The organism is Synechococcus sp. CS-205, from assembly GCF_025128255.1.
Classification (GTDB): domain Bacteria; phylum Cyanobacteriota; class Cyanobacteriia; order PCC-6307; family Cyanobiaceae; genus Regnicoccus_A.
Genome location: NZ_JAHLZB010000027.1, coordinates 1 through 16,518, shown reverse-complemented (window position 1 = coordinate 16,518; position 16,518 = coordinate 1). Strand labels below are relative to the sequence as shown.

Below are 16,518 nucleotides of genomic sequence, written 5' to 3'. Positions count from 1 at the left end.
ACTGGCGCCCAGGTGGCCTTCACTGGCGATTGAGCGACCAGTCGTAGTCGAGGGTGTCCAGGGCATAGCCGCCCTGGGCCAGGTAGGCACGGTCCTCAGGGCTGGCGTAGGCGCCGATGAAGGCCAGCACCGCGCTGTCGTTCTCATGGCCTGGAACCTTCGCGGCCGATGGATCGGCCCGACGCCAGTCCTCGCCGAACCAGCGGAAGATCGCTGAGATCAGCACCCGCTCCCCGGCGCGATCGATCCGGAAGCCATGGGGACCTTCCAGCCAGCTCCGCACCTGATCATCCAGTTGCCGGTCCAGGCGGGAGGCTTCGTAGGGCTCCCGGCGCAGGGGCGGGCAACTGACGGCCGCACACACCAGCGCCGCATGGATGCGTGGTTCGTTGAACTCCCGGCGCAGGATCTGGTGCTCGATCGCATCCAGCGTGCGCGGCTGCCCCACCACCTGGTGACGGCGCAGATTCCACACGCCCCAGATGTCCTTGATGCTGGCCTTCAGCGGGGTCTCCTGGATGATCGAGGCCAGGGTGATGGCGTTGTAGGCATTGAGCAGGAAGGCGATCTGCTCCTCGTCGCTCCAGGAGTCGTAGCGCTCCTGGGGAACGGCCCCGATCGCAGCCACGTAGCCCTCCAGATCAGCCGGCTGGCGCTGCAGGGCCTGGTAATCCACCAGACCTTGGTCGTTCACGTGCTCCTGCAGCACCCGCGCGTAGGCCTCGCTGGAGTAGGGCCGAGCGGCAGCGGCTTTCTGGGCCGCCGTCAGCGGCGCGTCGAAGCCCGGCAGGGCGAAGGGCAGGGAGCAACCCACCAGGCCGGTGGTCACACCGGCGAGCAGGAACAGTCTGAGGGGGGTCATGGCACGGACGGTGTGGAGAGATCAGGGGGCTGAAGGCCGAAGCTCCGCAACTGGGTGATGGCGAAGCCCGCCACGAAGGGGATCCAGATCAGGGCCCGCTCGATCTCCAGCAGGTTCCAGTGGGGATTCCGGTGCAGCAGCACGAAGTAGATGAAGCCGCTCAGGCTCACCAGCCGCACGCCCCAGTTCGCCGTGGGCACGGCAAAGGGGACGATCCAGCTGAAGTACCAGAGATGAACGATCGGCGAAAACGCCAGCAGGGCGAACCAGTAGGCCTGGGCGAATCCCCCGAAGCGGCGGCAGCGCCCCAGCAGCACGGCCACCACCACCAGCAGGGGCAGCAGGTGGATGGCGTTGCTCCCCGCGCTGGCCGGCCAGAGCCCCGCCAGCAGGTGGGGGACGAATTCGGAGCTGCGGGCATGGGCCACGAAGGCCGATCCCGTCGGGATCAGGGGGCAGCGGATCGAATCGCAGTAGGCCAGCGATCCCAGGCCAAGGGGCAGAAGCCCCAGCAGGGCGAGTGCCAGCGCGAGCAGCCTTCGCCCACGGCGCAGCGCCCGCCAGCAGGGGTAGGCCAGCAGGGGCAGCGAGACCCATTTGATCGCCACGCTCACTCCGATCAGCAGGGCGGCCAGGGCCCAGCGGCCATCGGGTGCTGATCCCGGCTCGGCTGGGCGGTCGAGCAGGAACCAGGCCGCCACCAGCGGCAGCAGGAACCAGCTGTCGTAGTGGGCGCCCCCACTGAAGCTGTAGATCACCAGGGGGTTCCAGGCCCAGAGCAACGCGGACGCAGACCCGAACCGCCGGCTCAGCAGCGCGCAGATGCCCAGATCGCAGGCCAGGAAAGCCAGCTTGAACAGCAGCACCTGGGCGGGCACCAGGGTGAGCAGACGAAAGCCGAGCTGCGTCAGGGGCGGATAGATGGCCGTCACCGCCGGGTGGTTGATCTGCCCCCACCAGGGGGTCCGCAGGCCTTGCAGCGCGCCGGCGTCGGGCGCCAGCTCGTAGGGATTGAACCCGTGCTGCTGGATCGTGCCTTCCCAGAGGTAACGCCAGACATCGTCCCCTGGCTCCATCGGCAGCAGCAGCAGCCGGGTGGCGATCGCCACCCCCCAGAACCAGGCAGCCGGCAGCACCTTGAGGCGCCAGGAGAGCGCAAAGCCCAGACCCATCACGGCCACCGCCAGCCAGAACGCCTGAAGGGTCGGCCAGTCACTGAGCTGGCCATGGGGCGCCATCCAGGCGGCTCCGCCCACCAGCAGCAGGGCGCAGAGACGCCACAGGTGGTGGTGGCGGACCGGAGGCATCATCGGGCGAAGCGGCGCAGAATCCGGGCGAGGTACAGACCCCCGAGGGTGCGCAGAATCACCTGTCCGGCCCGGAGGCTGCCCAGCAAGGAGCCGGAGATCTTGGAGCGCCCCCCCTGGCGTGGCCGATAGCCCACCGGCACTTCCAGGATGCGGCAGCCCTGCTCAACAGCCCGCACCTGCATTTCGAGCGTCCAGCCGAAGCCGCGATCCCTCAGGGCGAGAGCTTCAAGGCAATCGCGGCGGATCAGGCGCATCGGGCCGAGATCGTGGTAGCGGTGACCCCAGCCCAGCTGAATCAGGCGGGTGACCAGCCGGTTCCCGAACCGTTGCAGCGGAGTCATCGCCCGCCGCCCCTCGGCGCCGGCCAGGCGATTGCCCAGCACCAGATCCGCATCCGTCGCCGCCGCCAGCAGCCGGGGCAATGCCGCCAGATCGTCGCTGCCATCCCCATCGCAGAACAGGATCCAGCGAACTCCTGGCGGGAGCCCACCCAGCCCACGCCAGCAGGCCCGGCCATAGCCCGGGCGCTCTTCGCTCAGCACCTCGGCGCCGGCGGCGCTGGCCACCGCCGCCGTGCCGTCGCCGCTGCCGTTGTCGACCACGCGGATCCGCACCAGACCCTGGCCATGCAGCTCCTGGATCACCGCCGCGATCGTGCCGGCCTCGTTGCGCACGGGAATCAGCGCCTGCAGGCAGGCGGGCGCGGGCCAGGGCGGCTGGTGATGGATGGGTCGGCTCAGGCAGTCCACCCCAGAGATACCGGTGGGGCGGACGATCGGATCTGTCGGCCACCCATGGGAAGGTAAAAGGCTGTCGCGGGTCGCCGCCATGGGCTGGTCGCGCCCCTCCACGCGGTTCTGCATCTTCCTGACGCTGCTGAACGACCGCCTCAGCGAGAGCATCGTCTTCCCCCTGCTGCCCTTCCTGCTGGCGAGCCTTACCAGCGACGGGCGCACCCTGGGGCTGCTGGCGGGGAGCTATGCCCTGGCCCAGTTCCTGTTCACTCCTCTGATCGGCGCCCTCAGTGACCGGTTCGGGCGCAAACCGGTGATCGCCGGCTGCGTGGCCGGTTCGGTGCTGGGCCTGGGCGGTTTCGCCCTCACCCTGGCCGTGCCCTGGCCGGCGTCCAGCGCCTGGCCCCTGCCGCTGCTGTTCGCAGCGCGACTGATCGATGGGGTCAGCGGCGGCACCGCCGCCACGGCCGGCGCCGTGCTGGCCGATATCAGCCCTCCGGAGAAGCGGGCCAAGGCCTTCGGGCTGATCGGCGTGGCCTTCGGGCTCGGCTTCATCCTCGGGCCGGCCCTCGGAGGTCTGCTGGCAGGGGTGAACGTGACCCTGCCGCTGCTGCTGGCGGTGGCGGTGGCCACGGTGAACCTGCTGCTGGTGCTCACCGTGCTGCCGGAGACCCATCCGCCGGAAGCGCGGCTGGCGCTGCCCCGCAAGCGCGAGCTCAACCCGGTCACCCAGTTGATGCGGGTGTTCCGCAATCCCCGGGTGCGGCGCCTCAGCCTGGCCTTCTTTCTCTTCTTTCTGGGCTTCAACGGCTTCACCGCCGTGCTGGTGCTCTATTTCAAGCAGGTCTTCAGCTGGGGGCCGGAGCTGGCGGCAATGGCCTTCCTGGTGGTGGGCGTGGTGGCCACGGTGGTGCAGGGAGGCCTGATCGGCCCTCTGGTGCAACGCTTCGGCGAGGGCCGTCTCAGCCTGGCCGGCCTCGGCCTGGTGGTGGTGGGCTGTCTGCTGATTCCCCTGGCCACCTCCGCCAATGCCCTGCCGGTGGTGTTCACCGCCCTGGCCCTACTGGCCTGCGGCACCGGGCTGGTCACCCCCTGCCTGCGCAGCCAGGTGTCCCGCCGGCTGGATGACAGCGGCCAGGGGGCAGCCCTGGGCAGCCTGCAGGGCCTGCAGAGCCTGGGCAGTTTCATCGGCCCGCCCCTGGCTGGGCTGGCCTATGACCTGGTGGGGAAAACCAGCCCGTTCTGGGCCGGCATCGCCCTGTTCCTGCTGGTGGCCCTGCTGGTGAGCGGAGGGGGAGGAGGGGCACTCCGCCGTTCTTCAGCCAGCAACCCCAACACAGTGCGTCCCAATCCTTGATTGCTACCTTCCCCCCTGCAGCCCCAGCCATGGATCCGGTGATGAATGACCCCGCAGTGGCACCGGAGCTCTACATCAACCGCGAGCTGAGCTGGATCGACTTCAACAGCCGCGTGCTGGCGCAGGCCCTCGATCCCGCCACCCCCCTGCTGGAGCAGGCGAAATTCAGCGCCATCTTCAGCAACAACCTCGATGAGTTCTTCATGGTCAGGGTGGCGTCCCTGAAATCGCAACTGGAGGCCGGCCTCTCCACCCTCAGCGACGACGGCCTCACCCCGCGGCAACAACTGGACGCCATCCAGGTGAAGTTGCGTCCTCTGCTGAAGCAGCAACAGGACCACTACCGGCTTGAGCTCAAACAGGCCCTGTTCGATCAGGGCGTTCAGCTGATCGACTATCAGCGTCTGAACAAGCAGCAGAAGACCTGGGTCAACACCTACTTCCAGACCGCCATCTTTCCCGTGCTCACCCCCCTGGCGGTGGACCCGGCCCATCCCTTCCCGTTCATGAGCAACCTCAGCCTGAACGTGGCGGCCCTGATCCGCGACCCCGACACCGGCCAGCAGCAGTTCGCCCGGGTGAAGGTCCCCACCAAGACCCTGCCGCGCTTCGTGGAGATTCCCACCGAGCTGTGCACCCGCAAGCCATCCCCCGTCTACACCGTGGTGCCCCTGGAGCAGGTGGTGGCCTTCAACCTGCAGCTCCTCTTCCCCGGCATGACGATCGAGGGGCATTACTTCTTCCGGATCACCCGCGATGCCGACCTGGAGCTGCGGGATCTCGAGGCCGACGACCTGATGGAGGCCCTGCAGGAGGGCCTGCGCAAACGTCGCCGCGGCGGCGAAGTGGTGCGGCTGGAGGTGGCCGATGAGATGCCCGCCGAGGTGATCGAGCTGCTGATGGACGGCACCGCCGTGGATCCTGCCGATCTCTACCGGGTGAATGGGCCCCTGGGTCTCGACGACCTGATGCACCTGCTGGCGATCCCCCTGCCCCAGCTCAAGGACAAGCCCCACCAGGGCCGCACCGCCGCTGCCCTGGTGCGGGCCCAGAAGAGCCGCCTGGGGGATGGCTCGATCAAGGCGGAGGAGTTCGAGAGCATCTTCGCGGCGATCCGCCGCAACGATGTGCTGCTCCATCACCCCTACGACCTCTTCTCCACCTCGGTGGAGGAGTTCATCAACCAGGCCGCCGACGACCCCTCGGTGCTGGCCATCAAGATGACCCTTTACCGCACCTCCAAGGATTCGCCGATCATCGCGGCCCTGATCCGCGCCGCCGAGAACGGGAAGCAGGTGATGGCCCTCGTGGAGCTCAAGGCCCGCTTCGACGAGGACAACAACATCCAGTGGGCCCGCCAGCTGGAGCACTCGGGCGTTCACGTGGTCTATGGCGTGCTGGGCCTCAAAACCCACACCAAGATCATGCTGGTGGTGCGCAAGGAAAAGGAGCGCCTGCGCAGTTACGTGCATATCGGCACAGGCAACTACAACTCCAAGACATCCAGCCTCTACACCGACCTTGGCCTGCTCTCGGCCCAACCGGAGCTGGGCCAGGATCTGGTGGAGCTGTTCAACTACCTGACCGGCTTCTCGAAGCAGCAGAGCTTCCGCAGTCTGCTGGTGGCTCCGGTCACCCTGCGCAAGGGAATGGAGGCGCTGATCGAGCGGGAGATCGCCCACGCCCGCGACGGCAGGGGCGGGCACATCCGCGCCAAGATGAATGCTCTGGTGGATCCGTCGATCATCGCCCTGCTCTATGAAGCCTCCCAGGCCGGAGTGGTGATCGAGCTGGTGATCCGCGGCATGTGCTGCCTGCGCCCCGGCGTTCCTGGAGTGAGCGAGACGATCCGCGTGATCAGCATCATCGGGCGCTTTCTCGAGCACTCACGGATGTTCTGGTTCTCCAATGGTGGCGAGGCAGAGATGTACATCGGCAGTGCCGATTGGATGCCCCGCAACCTCGATCGCCGCGTCGAGGCGATCACCCCGATCAAGAGCCCCCAGCTGCGGGGCCAGCTGGAACGCTTGCTGGATGTTTACCAGAACGACGACTGCGCCGCCTGGGACATGCAGAGCGACGGCAGCTTCATCCAACGCCACCCGAGCGGTGAACCCCACAGCGCCCAGCTCGACCTGATCAAGCAATGGCGCACGGGGCTGACGGCGCCGGCCTGAGGCGCTGCGACTCATGTGTTCCAGGTCTGGTAAGCATCGCTACACGACCTCGGAAATCGGCATCATGGATAACTCAATGAAGAAAAGTTGATCGTCTTCTTCAAGGATTTTTCGGATTCCTGCTGCAGTCAACCTCCGGACCCTGCTATGTTCCGCGCACAACTCATCCGGAGGCTGGGGTGATGGGGACACCTCTGCAATCCACCCCTGCCACAGGTCTCGCTCCCAAGGGTGCGAAGTCAACGGCTCGGGGGGTGCAGCCCAAGACCGGCGGCGGTCGGCTCAGCGCCGACTCCATTGGCTGGTATCTGAGCAATATCGGGCGCGTCCCGCTTCTCACGGCAGCGGAAGAAATCGAGCTCGCTCACCATGTGCAGGCAATGAAGCGCCTGCTCGAGTTGCCTGATGCCAGCCTCACCCCCCGCCAGCGGCATCAGATCCGCATGGGTGGACGGGCTCGCGACCGGATGATGGCCGCCAATCTTCGCCTCGTGGTGAGCGTCGCCAAGAAGTATCAGAACCAGGGCCTGGAACTGCTCGACCTTGTTCAGGAAGGGGCGATCGGTCTGGAGCGTGCGGTCGACAAGTTCGATCCGGCCATGGGCTACAAATTCTCCACCTACGCCTACTGGTGGATCCGCCAGGGCATGACGCGGGCCATCGACAACAGCGCCCGCACGATTCGTCTGCCGATTCATGTGAGTGAAAAACTCTCCAAGATGCGGCGCATCACCCGGGAGCTTTCCCACCGCTTCGGCCGCCAGCCCAACCGGCTGGAGCTGTCGCACGCCATGGGCATGGACATCAAGGATCTGGAGGATCTGATCTCCCAGAGCGCCCCCTGCGCCTCCCTTGATGCCCATGCCAGGGGCGAGGAAGACCGCAGCACCCTCGGTGAGCTGATCGCTGATCCGGCCAGCACCGAGCCCATGGACCACATGGACCGCTCGATCCAGAAGGAGCACCTGGGCGCCTGGCTCTCCCAGCTCAATGAGCGGGAGCAGGAAATCCTGCGGTTGCGCTTCGGCCTGGAAGGCAAAGAGCCCCTCACCCTGGCGGAGATCGGACGCAAGATCAATGTCTCGCGCGAGCGCGTGCGCCAGCTGGAAGCCAAGGCGATCATGAAACTGCGGCTGATGAGCAACCTGCAGCAGGCCGCCTGAACCGGAGCGGCTGCCACGCTGGACCTCGTCCTCCGGGATCGAACCGTTGATGGGGGTGGCTCTGGTGCTGCTCTGGCTGGCCCTTGTGGTCGGCCTGGCCTTGGCGGCGCGCCGGCGCTGGCCGGGGCAACCCGAATGGAGCCGCAAGGTGCTGCATCTCGGCACCGGGCCCGTGGTGCTGATCGCCTGGGCCGTGGCCGTCGATCGCCGCCTCGCCCTGGCAGCGGCGGCCCTGGTCACCCTGCTGGCGGCCCTCAACCACCGCTATCGCCTGCTGCCGGCCATCGAGGACGTGGGGCGCCACAGCTACGGCACCGTGGCCTACGGCGCCGCCATCACGGTGCTGCTGGCCCTGTTCTGGCCCTCCCAGCCCCAGGCCCTGGTGGCGGGAGTGCTGGTGATGGCCTGGGGGGATGGTCTGGCCGGCTTGCTGGGCCCCTCGATCCCCTCACCGAGCTGGCTGATTCTGGGCCAACGGAAGTCGGTGGTGGGCACGGCCGCCATGGCCGGCACGGCGCTGGTGGTGCTCCTGCTGCTGCGCTTGCTGGGGGGCGCGGGCCCAGGACCCGGCGCCCTGGTGCTGATCAGCCTGGCGGCCACCATGCTGGAGCAGATCGCCGTGCTCGGTCTCGACAACCTCACCGTGCCCGTGGCCACGGGCCTGCTCTGGAACTGGCTGTCGCTCAGGCCCTGAGCATGCCCTCACAGCGGTGTTGCCAGTCGCTGGGGGTGCCCAGGCCCGCCACCACCAGGCGATCATGCGGCTCAGCCTTGAGGCGCAGCTGCCATTGGCGGATCACCTCGGCGCGCTCCATCCAGGCCTGAAGCACCGTGGCCTGAATGCCCTCGGGATCCCAGCCCCGCTGACGGGCGGAACCGAGAGCCCAGCCGAGCAGATCATCGAGCTGGAAGGGACGAAAGCCCGCAAAGACAGGTCCCTGGGACTCCCTGGAAGCCCCACTCTGCTCGAGATAAAAGAGCTGGAGGGGCTCGCTCAGGCCGCAGAATTGGAGGAGATAGGTCATTGAGTCGCCTCCTGATGCATCACCGGATGCCTCAAGAAGCGCAACTTAGTGCGCCGACCAGAATGAACTGTTCAACAGGAACATCCTGTCGCATAAGCATCAGCCTGGCAGTCTCACTCCGGGAGTGCCAGAACTAATCCAATCAGACCGGCGCCAGGCTGGCGGCCTGGGCCTCGCTCACCGCTGCAGCCAGTCCATCGAGCACCTCCCGGGTGGTCTCCAGGTCGATGCAGGCATCGGTGATGCTCTGGCCGTAGGTGAGCTGGCTGAGATCGGAGGGGATCTTCTGATTGCCGGCCACCAGGTGGCTCTCGATCATCACCCCCATCACGTGGCGAGAGCCGCCCCGTACCTGCCGGGCCACCTCGGCGAGCACCTCGCCCTGACGCCGGTAGTCCTTGTTGGAATTGCCATGGCTGCAGTCGACCATCAGCCGGGCCGGGAGACCCTCCTGCTCCAGAGCCGACGCCGCCGCGTCGATCGCCTCGGCATGGTAATTGGTGCCTCCCTTGCCGCCGCGCAGCACGAGGTGACCATCGGGGTTGCCCGTGGTGGACACGATCGCGGCATGGCCCATCTGGCTGATGCCCAGGAAATGATGAGGCTTGGAGGCGGCCTGCATGGCATGGATGGCGGTGACGGCGCTGCCGTCGGTGCCGTTCTTAAAGCCGATCGGCATCGAGAGGCCCGAGGCCATCTCCCGATGGGTCTGGCTCTCGGTGGTGCGGGCTCCGATCGCCGTCCAGCCGATCAGATCGGCGATGTACTGGGGCACCACCGGATCGAGCAGCTCGGTGGCAGCCGGCAGTCCCATCTCGGCCAGGTGCAGCAGCAGGCCTCGCGCCAGCCGCAGGCCGGTGTTGATGTCGTAGCTGTTGTCGAGATGCGGATCGTTGATCAGGCCCTTCCAGCCCACGGTGGTGCGGGGCTTCTCGAAGTACACCCGCATCACCACCTCCAGCTGATCCCGGTGGCGGTGACGCACCTCGGCGATGGCTTCGGCATAGGCCCGGGCGGCCTCCACGTCGTGGACCGAGCAGGGGCCCACGATCACCAGCAGGCGGGAGTCCTGTCCGTGCAGGATCGCCTTGATCCGCTCACGGGCGTCGAGCACGGTGCGGGCAGCCGACTGGCTCAGGGGCAGTTCGCGATGCAGCACCGCCGGAGCCACCAGCGGCCGTGTCTCCACGATGTGGAGGTCGGAGGTGGTGAGCATGCCGGGAGCGGTCGTGAACCGTGGGCCAATCTCACACCCTAGAGACTCTCCGGGCTGGATCTTTGGCAGCGACGGTGACCGAGGAGCGGCCCGCGGCCCGAAAGAATGGTTTCAAACCCGACGTTTCACCATGCCCGCTTCAGAGAATGTCTCGGACCTGCTGGCCTCCGACCTGCTGGCCAGCCATCGCCAGGCCCAGAGGGAGCGTGCGGCCCTGGGCGTACCGGCCCTGCCCCTCACCGCCCCCGAAGTCCAGGCCCTCACCCAGCTGCTGGAGCAGCCTCCGGCTGGCGAGGAGTCGTTTCTTCTCGAGCTGCTGAGCGAGCGCATTCCGCCAGGCGTCGATGAGGCCGCCTACGTCAAGGCCAGCTGGTTGAGCGCCATTGCCCAGAAACACGCCCGGAGCCCCCTGGTCAGCCCGATCGAGGCCACCCGGCTGCTGGCCACCATGATCGGCGGCTACAACGTCGGCGCCCTGATCACCCTGCTCAGCCACACCGACGCCGCCATCGCCGCCGAGGCGGCCGTGGGCCTCAGCCGCACTCTGCTCGTCTACGACGCTTACCACGACGTGCTGGAGCTGGCGGCCACCAACCCCATGGCGAAGCAGGTGGTCGACAGCTGGGCCGCCGCTGAATGGTTCACCGCCAAGCCCGAGCTGCCGGCGGCGATCACCGTCACGGTCTTCAAGGTGGACGGTGAAACCAACACCGACGATCTCTCCCCCGCCACCCACGCCACCACCCGCCCCGACATCCCCCTGCATGCCATGGCGATGCTGGAGACCCGGATGCCGGGCGGGCTGGAATTGATCGAGCAGCTCAAGGCCAAGGGCCACCCCGTGACCTACGTGGGCGATGTGGTCGGCACCGGCAGCTCGCGCAAGTCGGCGATCAACTCCGTGCTCTGGCACACCGGCACCGACATTCCCCATGTGCCCAACAAGCGCGCCGGTGGGGTGATCCTGGGCGGCAAGATCGCGCCGATCTTCTTCAACACCGCCGAGGATTCCGGCGCGCTGCCGATCGAATGCGACGTCTCGACCCTCAACAGCGGCGATGTGATCACGATCCGCCCCTTCGCCGGCACGATCGAGCGGGCCGCAGGCGAGCCGAACGCCGGTGAGGTGGTGGCCCGCTTCGCGCTCAAGCCCAGCACCATCGCCGATGAGGTGCGCGCCGGCGGTCGCATCCCGTTGCTGATCGGGCGCTCCCTCACCGACAAGGTGCGGGCCCAGCTGGGCCTGGCTCCCTCGGACGTGTTCGTCCGCCCGGCAGCTCCGGCCGACACCGGCAAGGGTTTCACCCTGGCCCAGAAGATGGTGGGCAAAGCCTGCGGCCTGCCGGGGGTGCGCCCCGGCACCAGCTGCGAGCCGCTGATGACCACCGTGGGCTCCCAGGACACCACCGGGCCGATGACCCGCGACGAAATGAAGGAGCTGGCCTGCCTGGGCTTCTCCGCCGACCTGGTGATGCAGAGCTTCTGCCACACCGCCGCCTACCCCAAGCCGGTGGACCTCAAGACCCACGCCGAGCTGCCCGATTTCATCAGCTCCCGCGGCGGCGTGGCCCTGCGCCCCGGCGACGGCATCATCCACAGCTGGCTCAACCGCATGCTTCTGCCCGACACCGTGGGCACCGGCGGTGACAGTCACACCCGCTTCCCCCTGGGCATCTCCTTTCCGGCGGGCTCGGGCCTCGTGGCCTTCGCGGCAGCCATCGGCGCCATGCCGCTCGACATGCCCGAGTCGGTGCTGGTGCGTTTCTCCGGTTCCCTGCAGCCCGGCGTCACCCTGCGAGACGTGGTGAACGCCATTCCTTACGTGGCGATCCAGAAGGGCCTGCTCACGGTGGAGAAAGCCAACAAGAAGAACGTCTTCTCGGGACGGATCATGGAGATCGAGGGCCTGCCCGACCTCAAGCTGGAGCAGGCGTTCGAGCTCACCGATGCCACTGCCGAGCGTTCCTGTGCCGGCTGCACGATCAAGTTGAGCGAGGCCACGGTGGCCGAATACCTGCGCAGCAACGTGGCGCTGCTCAGAAACCTGATCGCCCGTGGCTACCACGACGAGCGGACGATGGCCCGGCGGATCCAGGCGATGGAGGCCTGGCTGGCCGATCCCCAGCTGATGGCCGCCGATGTCGACGCCGCCTACGCCGAGGTGATCGAGATCAACCTCGACGAGCTGAAGGAACCCGTGCTGGCCTGCCCCAACGATCCCGACAACGTCAAGCTGCTCAGCGAGGTGGCGGGGGACCGGATCGATGAGGTGTTCATCGGCTCCTGCATGACCAACATCGGCCACTACCGCGCCGCCGCCACCGTGCTCGACGGCGCCGGCACCAGCCAGGCCAAACTCTGGGTGTGTCCCCCCACCCGCATGGATGAGGAGATGCTCAAGTCGGAGGGCTATTACAGGATCTTTGAGGGGGCTGAGGCGCGCCTGGAGCTGCCCGGCTGCTCGCTCTGCATGGGCAACCAGGCCCGTGTCGACGACAACACCACAGTGTTCTCCACCAGCACGCGCAATTTCAACAACCGCCTGGGCAATGGCGCCCAGGTGTACCTGGGCAGCGCGGAGCTGGCGGCGGTCTGCGCTCTGCTGGGACGCATTCCCACCCCGGCCGAGTATCTGGAGATCGCCGCGGCAAAGATCGATCCCCTCTCGGACCAGCTCTACCGCTACCTCAACTTCGATCAGATCGAGGGCTTCGAGGACCAGGGCCGGATCGTGAGCAGCGAGGAGGAGGCGAAGGTGCTGGCGGAAGTGTGACCCTGAGCACGGAGCGTCACGCCACCGCGCTCGTCAAGCCGCAGAAGGAGCGGCTGACCACCTCCACGATCCGCCGGATGCTGGAGGAGCACTGGCTGAAGGTGATCCTGGCCCTGGTGATCACCGGTCTGGGGGCCGCCAGTGCGGCCCTGCTCTTCAAGGTGGGCCTTGATGGCCTGGGACGCCTGCGCATCCGCATGCTCGCGCTCGGGCCCGACTGGCTGCTGCTGCCTGCGATCAGTGGTGGCGGCGGCCTGATCGCCGGCCTGCTGGTGCAGATCGGCGCTCCCGCGGCCCAGGGCTCGGGCATTCCCCAGGTGATGCAGTTCCTGATGCGGCGCCCGATCCCGATGGGTTTCGAGGTGGCCGTGGTGAAACTGGTGGCGGGCATCGTGGCGATCGGCAGTGGCTTCCCGCTCGGCCCGTCCGGGCCCTCGGTCCAGATGGGCAGCTCCGTGGGCTGGGTGATGGCCCGCCTGCTCAAGGCGCCCAACGCCTTCCTGCGCATGATCGTGGCCGCCGGCGGCGGCGCCGGCATCGCCGCGGTGTTCAACGCCCCGATCGGCGGCTTCTTCTACACGATCGAAGAGCTGCTGCAGGGGGCCCGTCCGGTGGTGATGCTGCTGGTGCTGGTCACCACCTTCTGGGCCGACACCTGGACGGATCTGCTCGGTCTGGCGGGTATCGGCATGCCGACCGCGGGCTGGAGCCTGGGCCGGGGCTTCGCCCTGGAGCGGCAGGTCAGCACCTACGTGGAGGTGTTGCCCCTCGACCTGGTGGTGCTGTTCGGGCTCGGGGCCCTGGTGGCGCTGGGCGCGGAGGCCTACTGCCGCTTCGTGGTCAGGCTGCACAACTGGCGCCGCCAGCGGGCCATCCCTCTGGCGGGAGCCATGGCGGCCGCCGGAGTGGTGCTGGGGGTGGTCGACGCCCTGCTCCCGGTGGATTTCATCAACCGTGCCGGCATCCGCCAGGCGGTGGCGGAAGGCGATCTGGACATCAGCAAAGCCCTGGCCATCTTTCTGGTGCTGTTCCTGAGCACGGGGCTGGCCGCTGCCGCCGGCACCCCAGGCGGGCTGTTTGCCCCGATGCTCACCCTCGGGGGAGCCCTGGGCCTGGCGGCCGCCGGGGTGCTGGAGCAGCTGGGGCTGATCGCGCCCAACACCTCGATCTTCGCGGGCATGGCGGCCTTCATGACCGCCTGCGCGCGCACGCCGATGACAGCCACCTTCCTGACCTTCGCCCTCACCAAGGACCTGCTGCTGCTCAAGCCCGTGCTGGTGGCCAGCCTGGGCAGCCTCGTGATCGCCCGGCTGCTGCATCGCCAGTCGATCTTCCAGCGGCTGATTCCCCACGAGCCGCCCCGGACTCCCTCCGGTCAGGGGGTCGGTGGGCTGCCTGTGCTGTCGGTGCCACTCAGGCCCCGACAGCTCTGATCCGCGCTGACATCGCCCGCACCTTGGTAGCCAGGATTACAAAACCCCCCGTCGACGGGCGCATCGGGTTCAGCTGCATACCTTGAGGTCCGTTCGCCCGTGGCTGATGAACACCCCTCGAGATCTGATCCGCACCACCTGGAGCGGGGCCCTGGCGGTCTCCCTGCTGCTCACGGGCTGCCAGGGCGCCCAGGAGGGCATGAAGCAGGCCGGGGACGGCATGGGGGAGGCCGCCAAGCAGGCGGCCGGTGATGCCTCCGGAACAGCGCTCAGCCCTGCGCTCGCCCCCCTGCTCGACATCCTCAGGAAGGGTGATGGCCAGATCAAGGCCGGCGACATCCAGGCCGCCGTGGCCACCATGGGTGGGTTCGAGGGGGTCTACAGCAAGGTGGCGCCCCTGATCCAGCCCCTGGCCGGCGACAAGTGGCCGGCCATCGAGGCCGCCGCCCAGCAGGTGATCAGCACCTTCGGGGGCGCCACACCCCCCACCGCCGAGAGTGGAGGGGCCGCCATATCCGGCCTGATGACCCTGCTGAAAGGGCTCAAGACCAACTGAGGAGCCACCAGCCCATCAGCCGGCAGACAGCCGGAGCAACGGCCACCCCCCGGGGGTGACACCCTGGTGACACTGCATTGCCGGCCTTCCCCTGGATCAGGAGACCCTGCTGTTCGAGCCGGCCCAGCCGCAGGCGGATGCCTTGCGCACGGTGCTGGCCTTCCCCAGCACCTACTCGGTGGGCATCACCAGCCTGGGCTTTCAGGTGGTCTGGGCGACCCTGGCGCGGCGGGCCGACCTTGACGTGCGCAGGCTGTTCACCGACCGGGGCGACCCCGCCCACCGCCACTGCGACCTGTTCGGACTCTCGCTCAGCTGGGAACTGGACGGACCGGTGCTGCTGGACCTGCTGGAGCAGCAGCACATTCCGCTCTGGAGCCGGGAGCGGGGGGAGGAGCACCCGATCGTGTTCGGAGGGGGGCCGGTGCTCACCGCCAACCCCGAGCCGCTGGCACCTTTCTTCGATGCCGTGCTGCTGGGCGATGGCGAACGCTTGCTGCCCGACTTCGTGGAGGCGGTGATCGCCCACAGGAACGCCCCGCGAGCCGAGCGGCTGCGGGCCCTGGCCCAGGTGCCGGGGGTGTACGTGCCGGCGCTCTACGTCCCTCGCTACGGCTCCGATGGCCGGCTGTTGAGCATCGAGCCCATCGACGCGGACATCCCGGCCACGGTGGCCAAGCAGACCTGGCGGGGGAACACCCTCAGCCACTCCACGGTGATCACCCCGGAGGCGGCCTGGCCCTCGATCCACATGGTGGAGGTGGTGCGCAGCTGCCCCGAGCTCTGCCGCTTCTGTCTGGCCAGCTACCTCACGCTGCCCTTCCGCACGCCTTCCCTCGACGACGGACTGATCCCGGCGGTGGAAAAGGGGCTGACCGCCACCAAGCGCCTGGGCCTGCTGGGGGCCTCGGTCACCCAGCACCCCCAGTTCGATGACCTGCTGACCTGGCTGGATGGTGACCGCTTCGATGACATGCGGGTGAGTGTCAGCTCGGTACGGGCCGCCACGGTGACCCCCCAACTGGCCCGGATCCTGGCGCGGAGGGGCAGCAAATCGCTCACGATCGCCATCGAAAGCGGCAGCGAGCGCCTGCGCGAGGTGGTGAACAAGAAGCTCAGCAGAGACGAGATCTTCGCGGCGGCTCGCTACGCGAAAGAGGGGGGGCTCACGGGGTTGAAGCTCTACGGCATGGTGGGGCTCCCCAGCGAGGAGGACGACGACGTGGAGGCCACGGCCGCTCTGATGCTGGCGCTGAAGAAAGCCACACCTGGGCTGCGGCTCACCCTGGGGGTGAGCACCTTTGTGCCCAAGGCCCACACGCCATTCCAGTGGCAGGGTGTTCGTCCCGAAGCGGAGAAACGCCTGAAGCTTCTGGCGAAACGGCTCAAGCCCCGAGGCATCCAGCTACGCCCGGAGAGCTACGGATGGAGCGTGATCCAGGCTCTGCTCTCCCGCAGCGACCGGCGCCTGGCACCGGTGATCGCCGCGGTGCGGGGCCGCCACGGCAGCCTGGGTGGATGGAAGGCCGCCTACCGGGCCGCGCTGGCGGGCGAAGCCCACGTCTCCTTTCAACCTCTCGCCCCCATGCCCCCCTGGGAGGAGGTGATTCATGGACGATGGGACATAAAGACGACTCTCCCCTGGGAGCACATCCATGGCCCCCTCTCGAAGGAGGTGCTTGCGCACCACAGCGAGTCCTCCGGGATCAAGCCCGGCGCGTTCGATCACAGATCGACAACAAACGCCAAGCCAGTATCCAACTGAGATAAGATAGGGCTTGCTGAGAAACCTAGAACTATTGCAGGGCAGTTGATTCCAGCGATAATCTCGGGTTAGGATTGGGTGCAATCAGCCATTTCTGGCTTAGAAGAACTCCCTGGCTCGACAATGTACGTCTTTCAGAGTGCTGGC

Annotated in this window: 13 protein-coding genes; 8 read left to right on the top strand and 5 right to left on the bottom strand. The window is 67.6% G+C overall.

The window, feature by feature from the left end:
- Positions 1 to 19 precede the first annotated feature (19 nt).
- From KQ297_RS07145 to KQ297_RS07135, 3 genes are read right to left on the bottom strand one after another with little or no spacing between them, the layout of a single operon-like run.
- Positions 20 to 862 carry a DUF547 domain-containing protein gene (locus tag KQ297_RS07145; protein ID WP_259738808.1) on the bottom strand — a complete coding sequence of 281 codons (843 nt, stop codon included), beginning with the start codon at positions 860 to 862 and terminating at the stop codon, positions 20 to 22.
- The gene (locus KQ297_RS07140) at positions 859 to 2,169 is read right to left on the bottom strand and encodes a hypothetical protein (protein ID WP_259738807.1); all 1,311 of its coding nucleotides are present in this window, start codon (positions 2,167 to 2,169) and stop codon (positions 859 to 861) included. Before KQ297_RS07140 ends, KQ297_RS07145 begins: the two co-directional genes overlap by 4 nt.
- On the bottom strand, positions 2,169 to 2,921 hold the full coding sequence (locus KQ297_RS07135) for a glycosyltransferase family 2 protein (protein ID WP_259738806.1): 753 nt from the start codon (positions 2,919 to 2,921) through the stop codon (positions 2,169 to 2,171). Before KQ297_RS07135 ends, KQ297_RS07140 begins: the two co-directional genes overlap by 1 nt.
- Before the next feature lie 79 nt (positions 2,922 to 3,000).
- On the opposite strand from KQ297_RS07135, the gene KQ297_RS07130 reads away from it, so the two are divergent.
- The 4 genes from KQ297_RS07130 to KQ297_RS07115 all read left to right on the top strand — a co-directional run bounded on the left by KQ297_RS07130 (position 3,001) and on the right by KQ297_RS07115 (position 8,297).
- Positions 3,001 to 4,263 carry an MFS transporter gene (locus KQ297_RS07130; protein WP_259738805.1) on the top strand — a complete coding sequence of 421 codons (1,263 nt, stop codon included), beginning with the start codon at positions 3,001 to 3,003 and terminating at the stop codon, positions 4,261 to 4,263.
- A 41-nt stretch (positions 4,264 to 4,304) separates the two neighbouring features.
- Positions 4,305 to 6,440, top strand: coding sequence for a polyphosphate kinase 1 (gene ppk1 / locus KQ297_RS07125; RefSeq protein ID WP_259738804.1), 2,136 nt, complete (start codon positions 4,305 to 4,307; stop codon positions 6,438 to 6,440).
- A gap of 182 nt (positions 6,441 to 6,622) precedes the next feature.
- Positions 6,623 to 7,603: an RpoD/SigA family RNA polymerase sigma factor gene (locus KQ297_RS07120; RefSeq protein ID WP_259738803.1), complete on the top strand. Its 981-nt coding sequence runs from the start codon at positions 6,623 to 6,625 to the stop codon at positions 7,601 to 7,603.
- A gap of 49 nt (positions 7,604 to 7,652) precedes the next feature.
- Positions 7,653 to 8,297 carry a diacylglycerol/polyprenol kinase family protein gene (locus KQ297_RS07115; RefSeq protein WP_259738802.1) on the top strand — a complete coding sequence of 215 codons (645 nt, stop codon included), beginning with the start codon at positions 7,653 to 7,655 and terminating at the stop codon, positions 8,295 to 8,297.
- Here KQ297_RS07115 and KQ297_RS07110 read toward each other — a convergent pair.
- Positions 8,287 to 8,628, bottom strand: coding sequence for a hypothetical protein (locus KQ297_RS07110; RefSeq protein ID WP_259738801.1), 342 nt, complete (start codon positions 8,626 to 8,628; stop codon positions 8,287 to 8,289). The genes KQ297_RS07115 and KQ297_RS07110 overlap by 11 nt on opposite strands.
- A 142-nt stretch (positions 8,629 to 8,770) precedes the next feature.
- The gene (locus KQ297_RS07105; RefSeq protein WP_259738800.1) at positions 8,771 to 9,844 is read right to left on the bottom strand and encodes a 3-deoxy-7-phosphoheptulonate synthase; all 1,074 of its coding nucleotides are present in this window, start codon (positions 9,842 to 9,844) and stop codon (positions 8,771 to 8,773) included.
- Positions 9,845 to 9,974: 130 nt separating this feature from the next.
- Between KQ297_RS07105 and acnB the strand changes: the two genes are divergently transcribed.
- From acnB to KQ297_RS07085, 4 genes are all read left to right on the top strand, one after another.
- On the top strand, positions 9,975 to 12,617 hold the full coding sequence (gene acnB / locus KQ297_RS07100; protein ID WP_259738799.1) for a bifunctional aconitate hydratase 2/2-methylisocitrate dehydratase: 2,643 nt from the start codon (positions 9,975 to 9,977) through the stop codon (positions 12,615 to 12,617).
- Positions 12,614 to 14,050: a ClC family H(+)/Cl(-) exchange transporter gene (locus KQ297_RS07095; RefSeq protein ID WP_259738798.1), complete on the top strand. Its 1,437-nt coding sequence runs from the start codon at positions 12,614 to 12,616 to the stop codon at positions 14,048 to 14,050. The genes acnB and KQ297_RS07095 overlap by 4 nt, the downstream gene beginning before the upstream one ends.
- A 106-nt stretch (positions 14,051 to 14,156) precedes the next feature.
- Positions 14,157 to 14,606: a hypothetical protein gene (locus KQ297_RS07090; RefSeq protein WP_259738797.1), complete on the top strand. Its 450-nt coding sequence runs from the start codon at positions 14,157 to 14,159 to the stop codon at positions 14,604 to 14,606.
- A gap of 151 nt (positions 14,607 to 14,757) precedes the next feature.
- Positions 14,758 to 16,371, top strand: a complete 1,614-nt coding sequence (locus tag KQ297_RS07085; RefSeq protein ID WP_259738846.1) for a radical SAM protein — start codon at positions 14,758 to 14,760, stop codon at positions 16,369 to 16,371.
- Positions 16,372 to 16,518: the final 147 nt, after the last annotated feature.

Coding starts and splice junctions, on each gene's coding strand:
- KQ297_RS07145 (WP_259738808.1), bottom strand. CDS start 862: ATGACCCCCCTCAGACTGTTCCTGCTCGCCGGTGTGACCACCGGCCTG.
- KQ297_RS07140 (WP_259738807.1), bottom strand. CDS start 2,169: ATGCCTCCGGTCCGCCACCACCACCTGTGGCGTCTCTGCGCCCTGCTG.
- KQ297_RS07130 (WP_259738805.1), top strand. CDS start 3,001: ATGGGCTGGTCGCGCCCCTCCACGCGGTTCTGCATCTTCCTGACGCTG.
- ppk1 (WP_259738804.1), top strand. CDS start 4,305: ATGAATGACCCCGCAGTGGCACCGGAGCTCTACATCAACCGCGAGCTG.
- KQ297_RS07120 (WP_259738803.1), top strand. CDS start 6,623: ATGGGGACACCTCTGCAATCCACCCCTGCCACAGGTCTCGCTCCCAAG.
- KQ297_RS07115 (WP_259738802.1), top strand. CDS start 7,653: ATGGGGGTGGCTCTGGTGCTGCTCTGGCTGGCCCTTGTGGTCGGCCTG.
- KQ297_RS07110 (WP_259738801.1), bottom strand. CDS start 8,628: ATGACCTATCTCCTCCAATTCTGCGGCCTGAGCGAGCCCCTCCAGCTC.
- KQ297_RS07105 (WP_259738800.1), bottom strand. CDS start 9,844: ATGCTCACCACCTCCGACCTCCACATCGTGGAGACACGGCCGCTGGTG.
- acnB (WP_259738799.1), top strand. CDS start 9,975: ATGCCCGCTTCAGAGAATGTCTCGGACCTGCTGGCCTCCGACCTGCTG.
- KQ297_RS07090 (WP_259738797.1), top strand. CDS start 14,157: ATGAACACCCCTCGAGATCTGATCCGCACCACCTGGAGCGGGGCCCTG.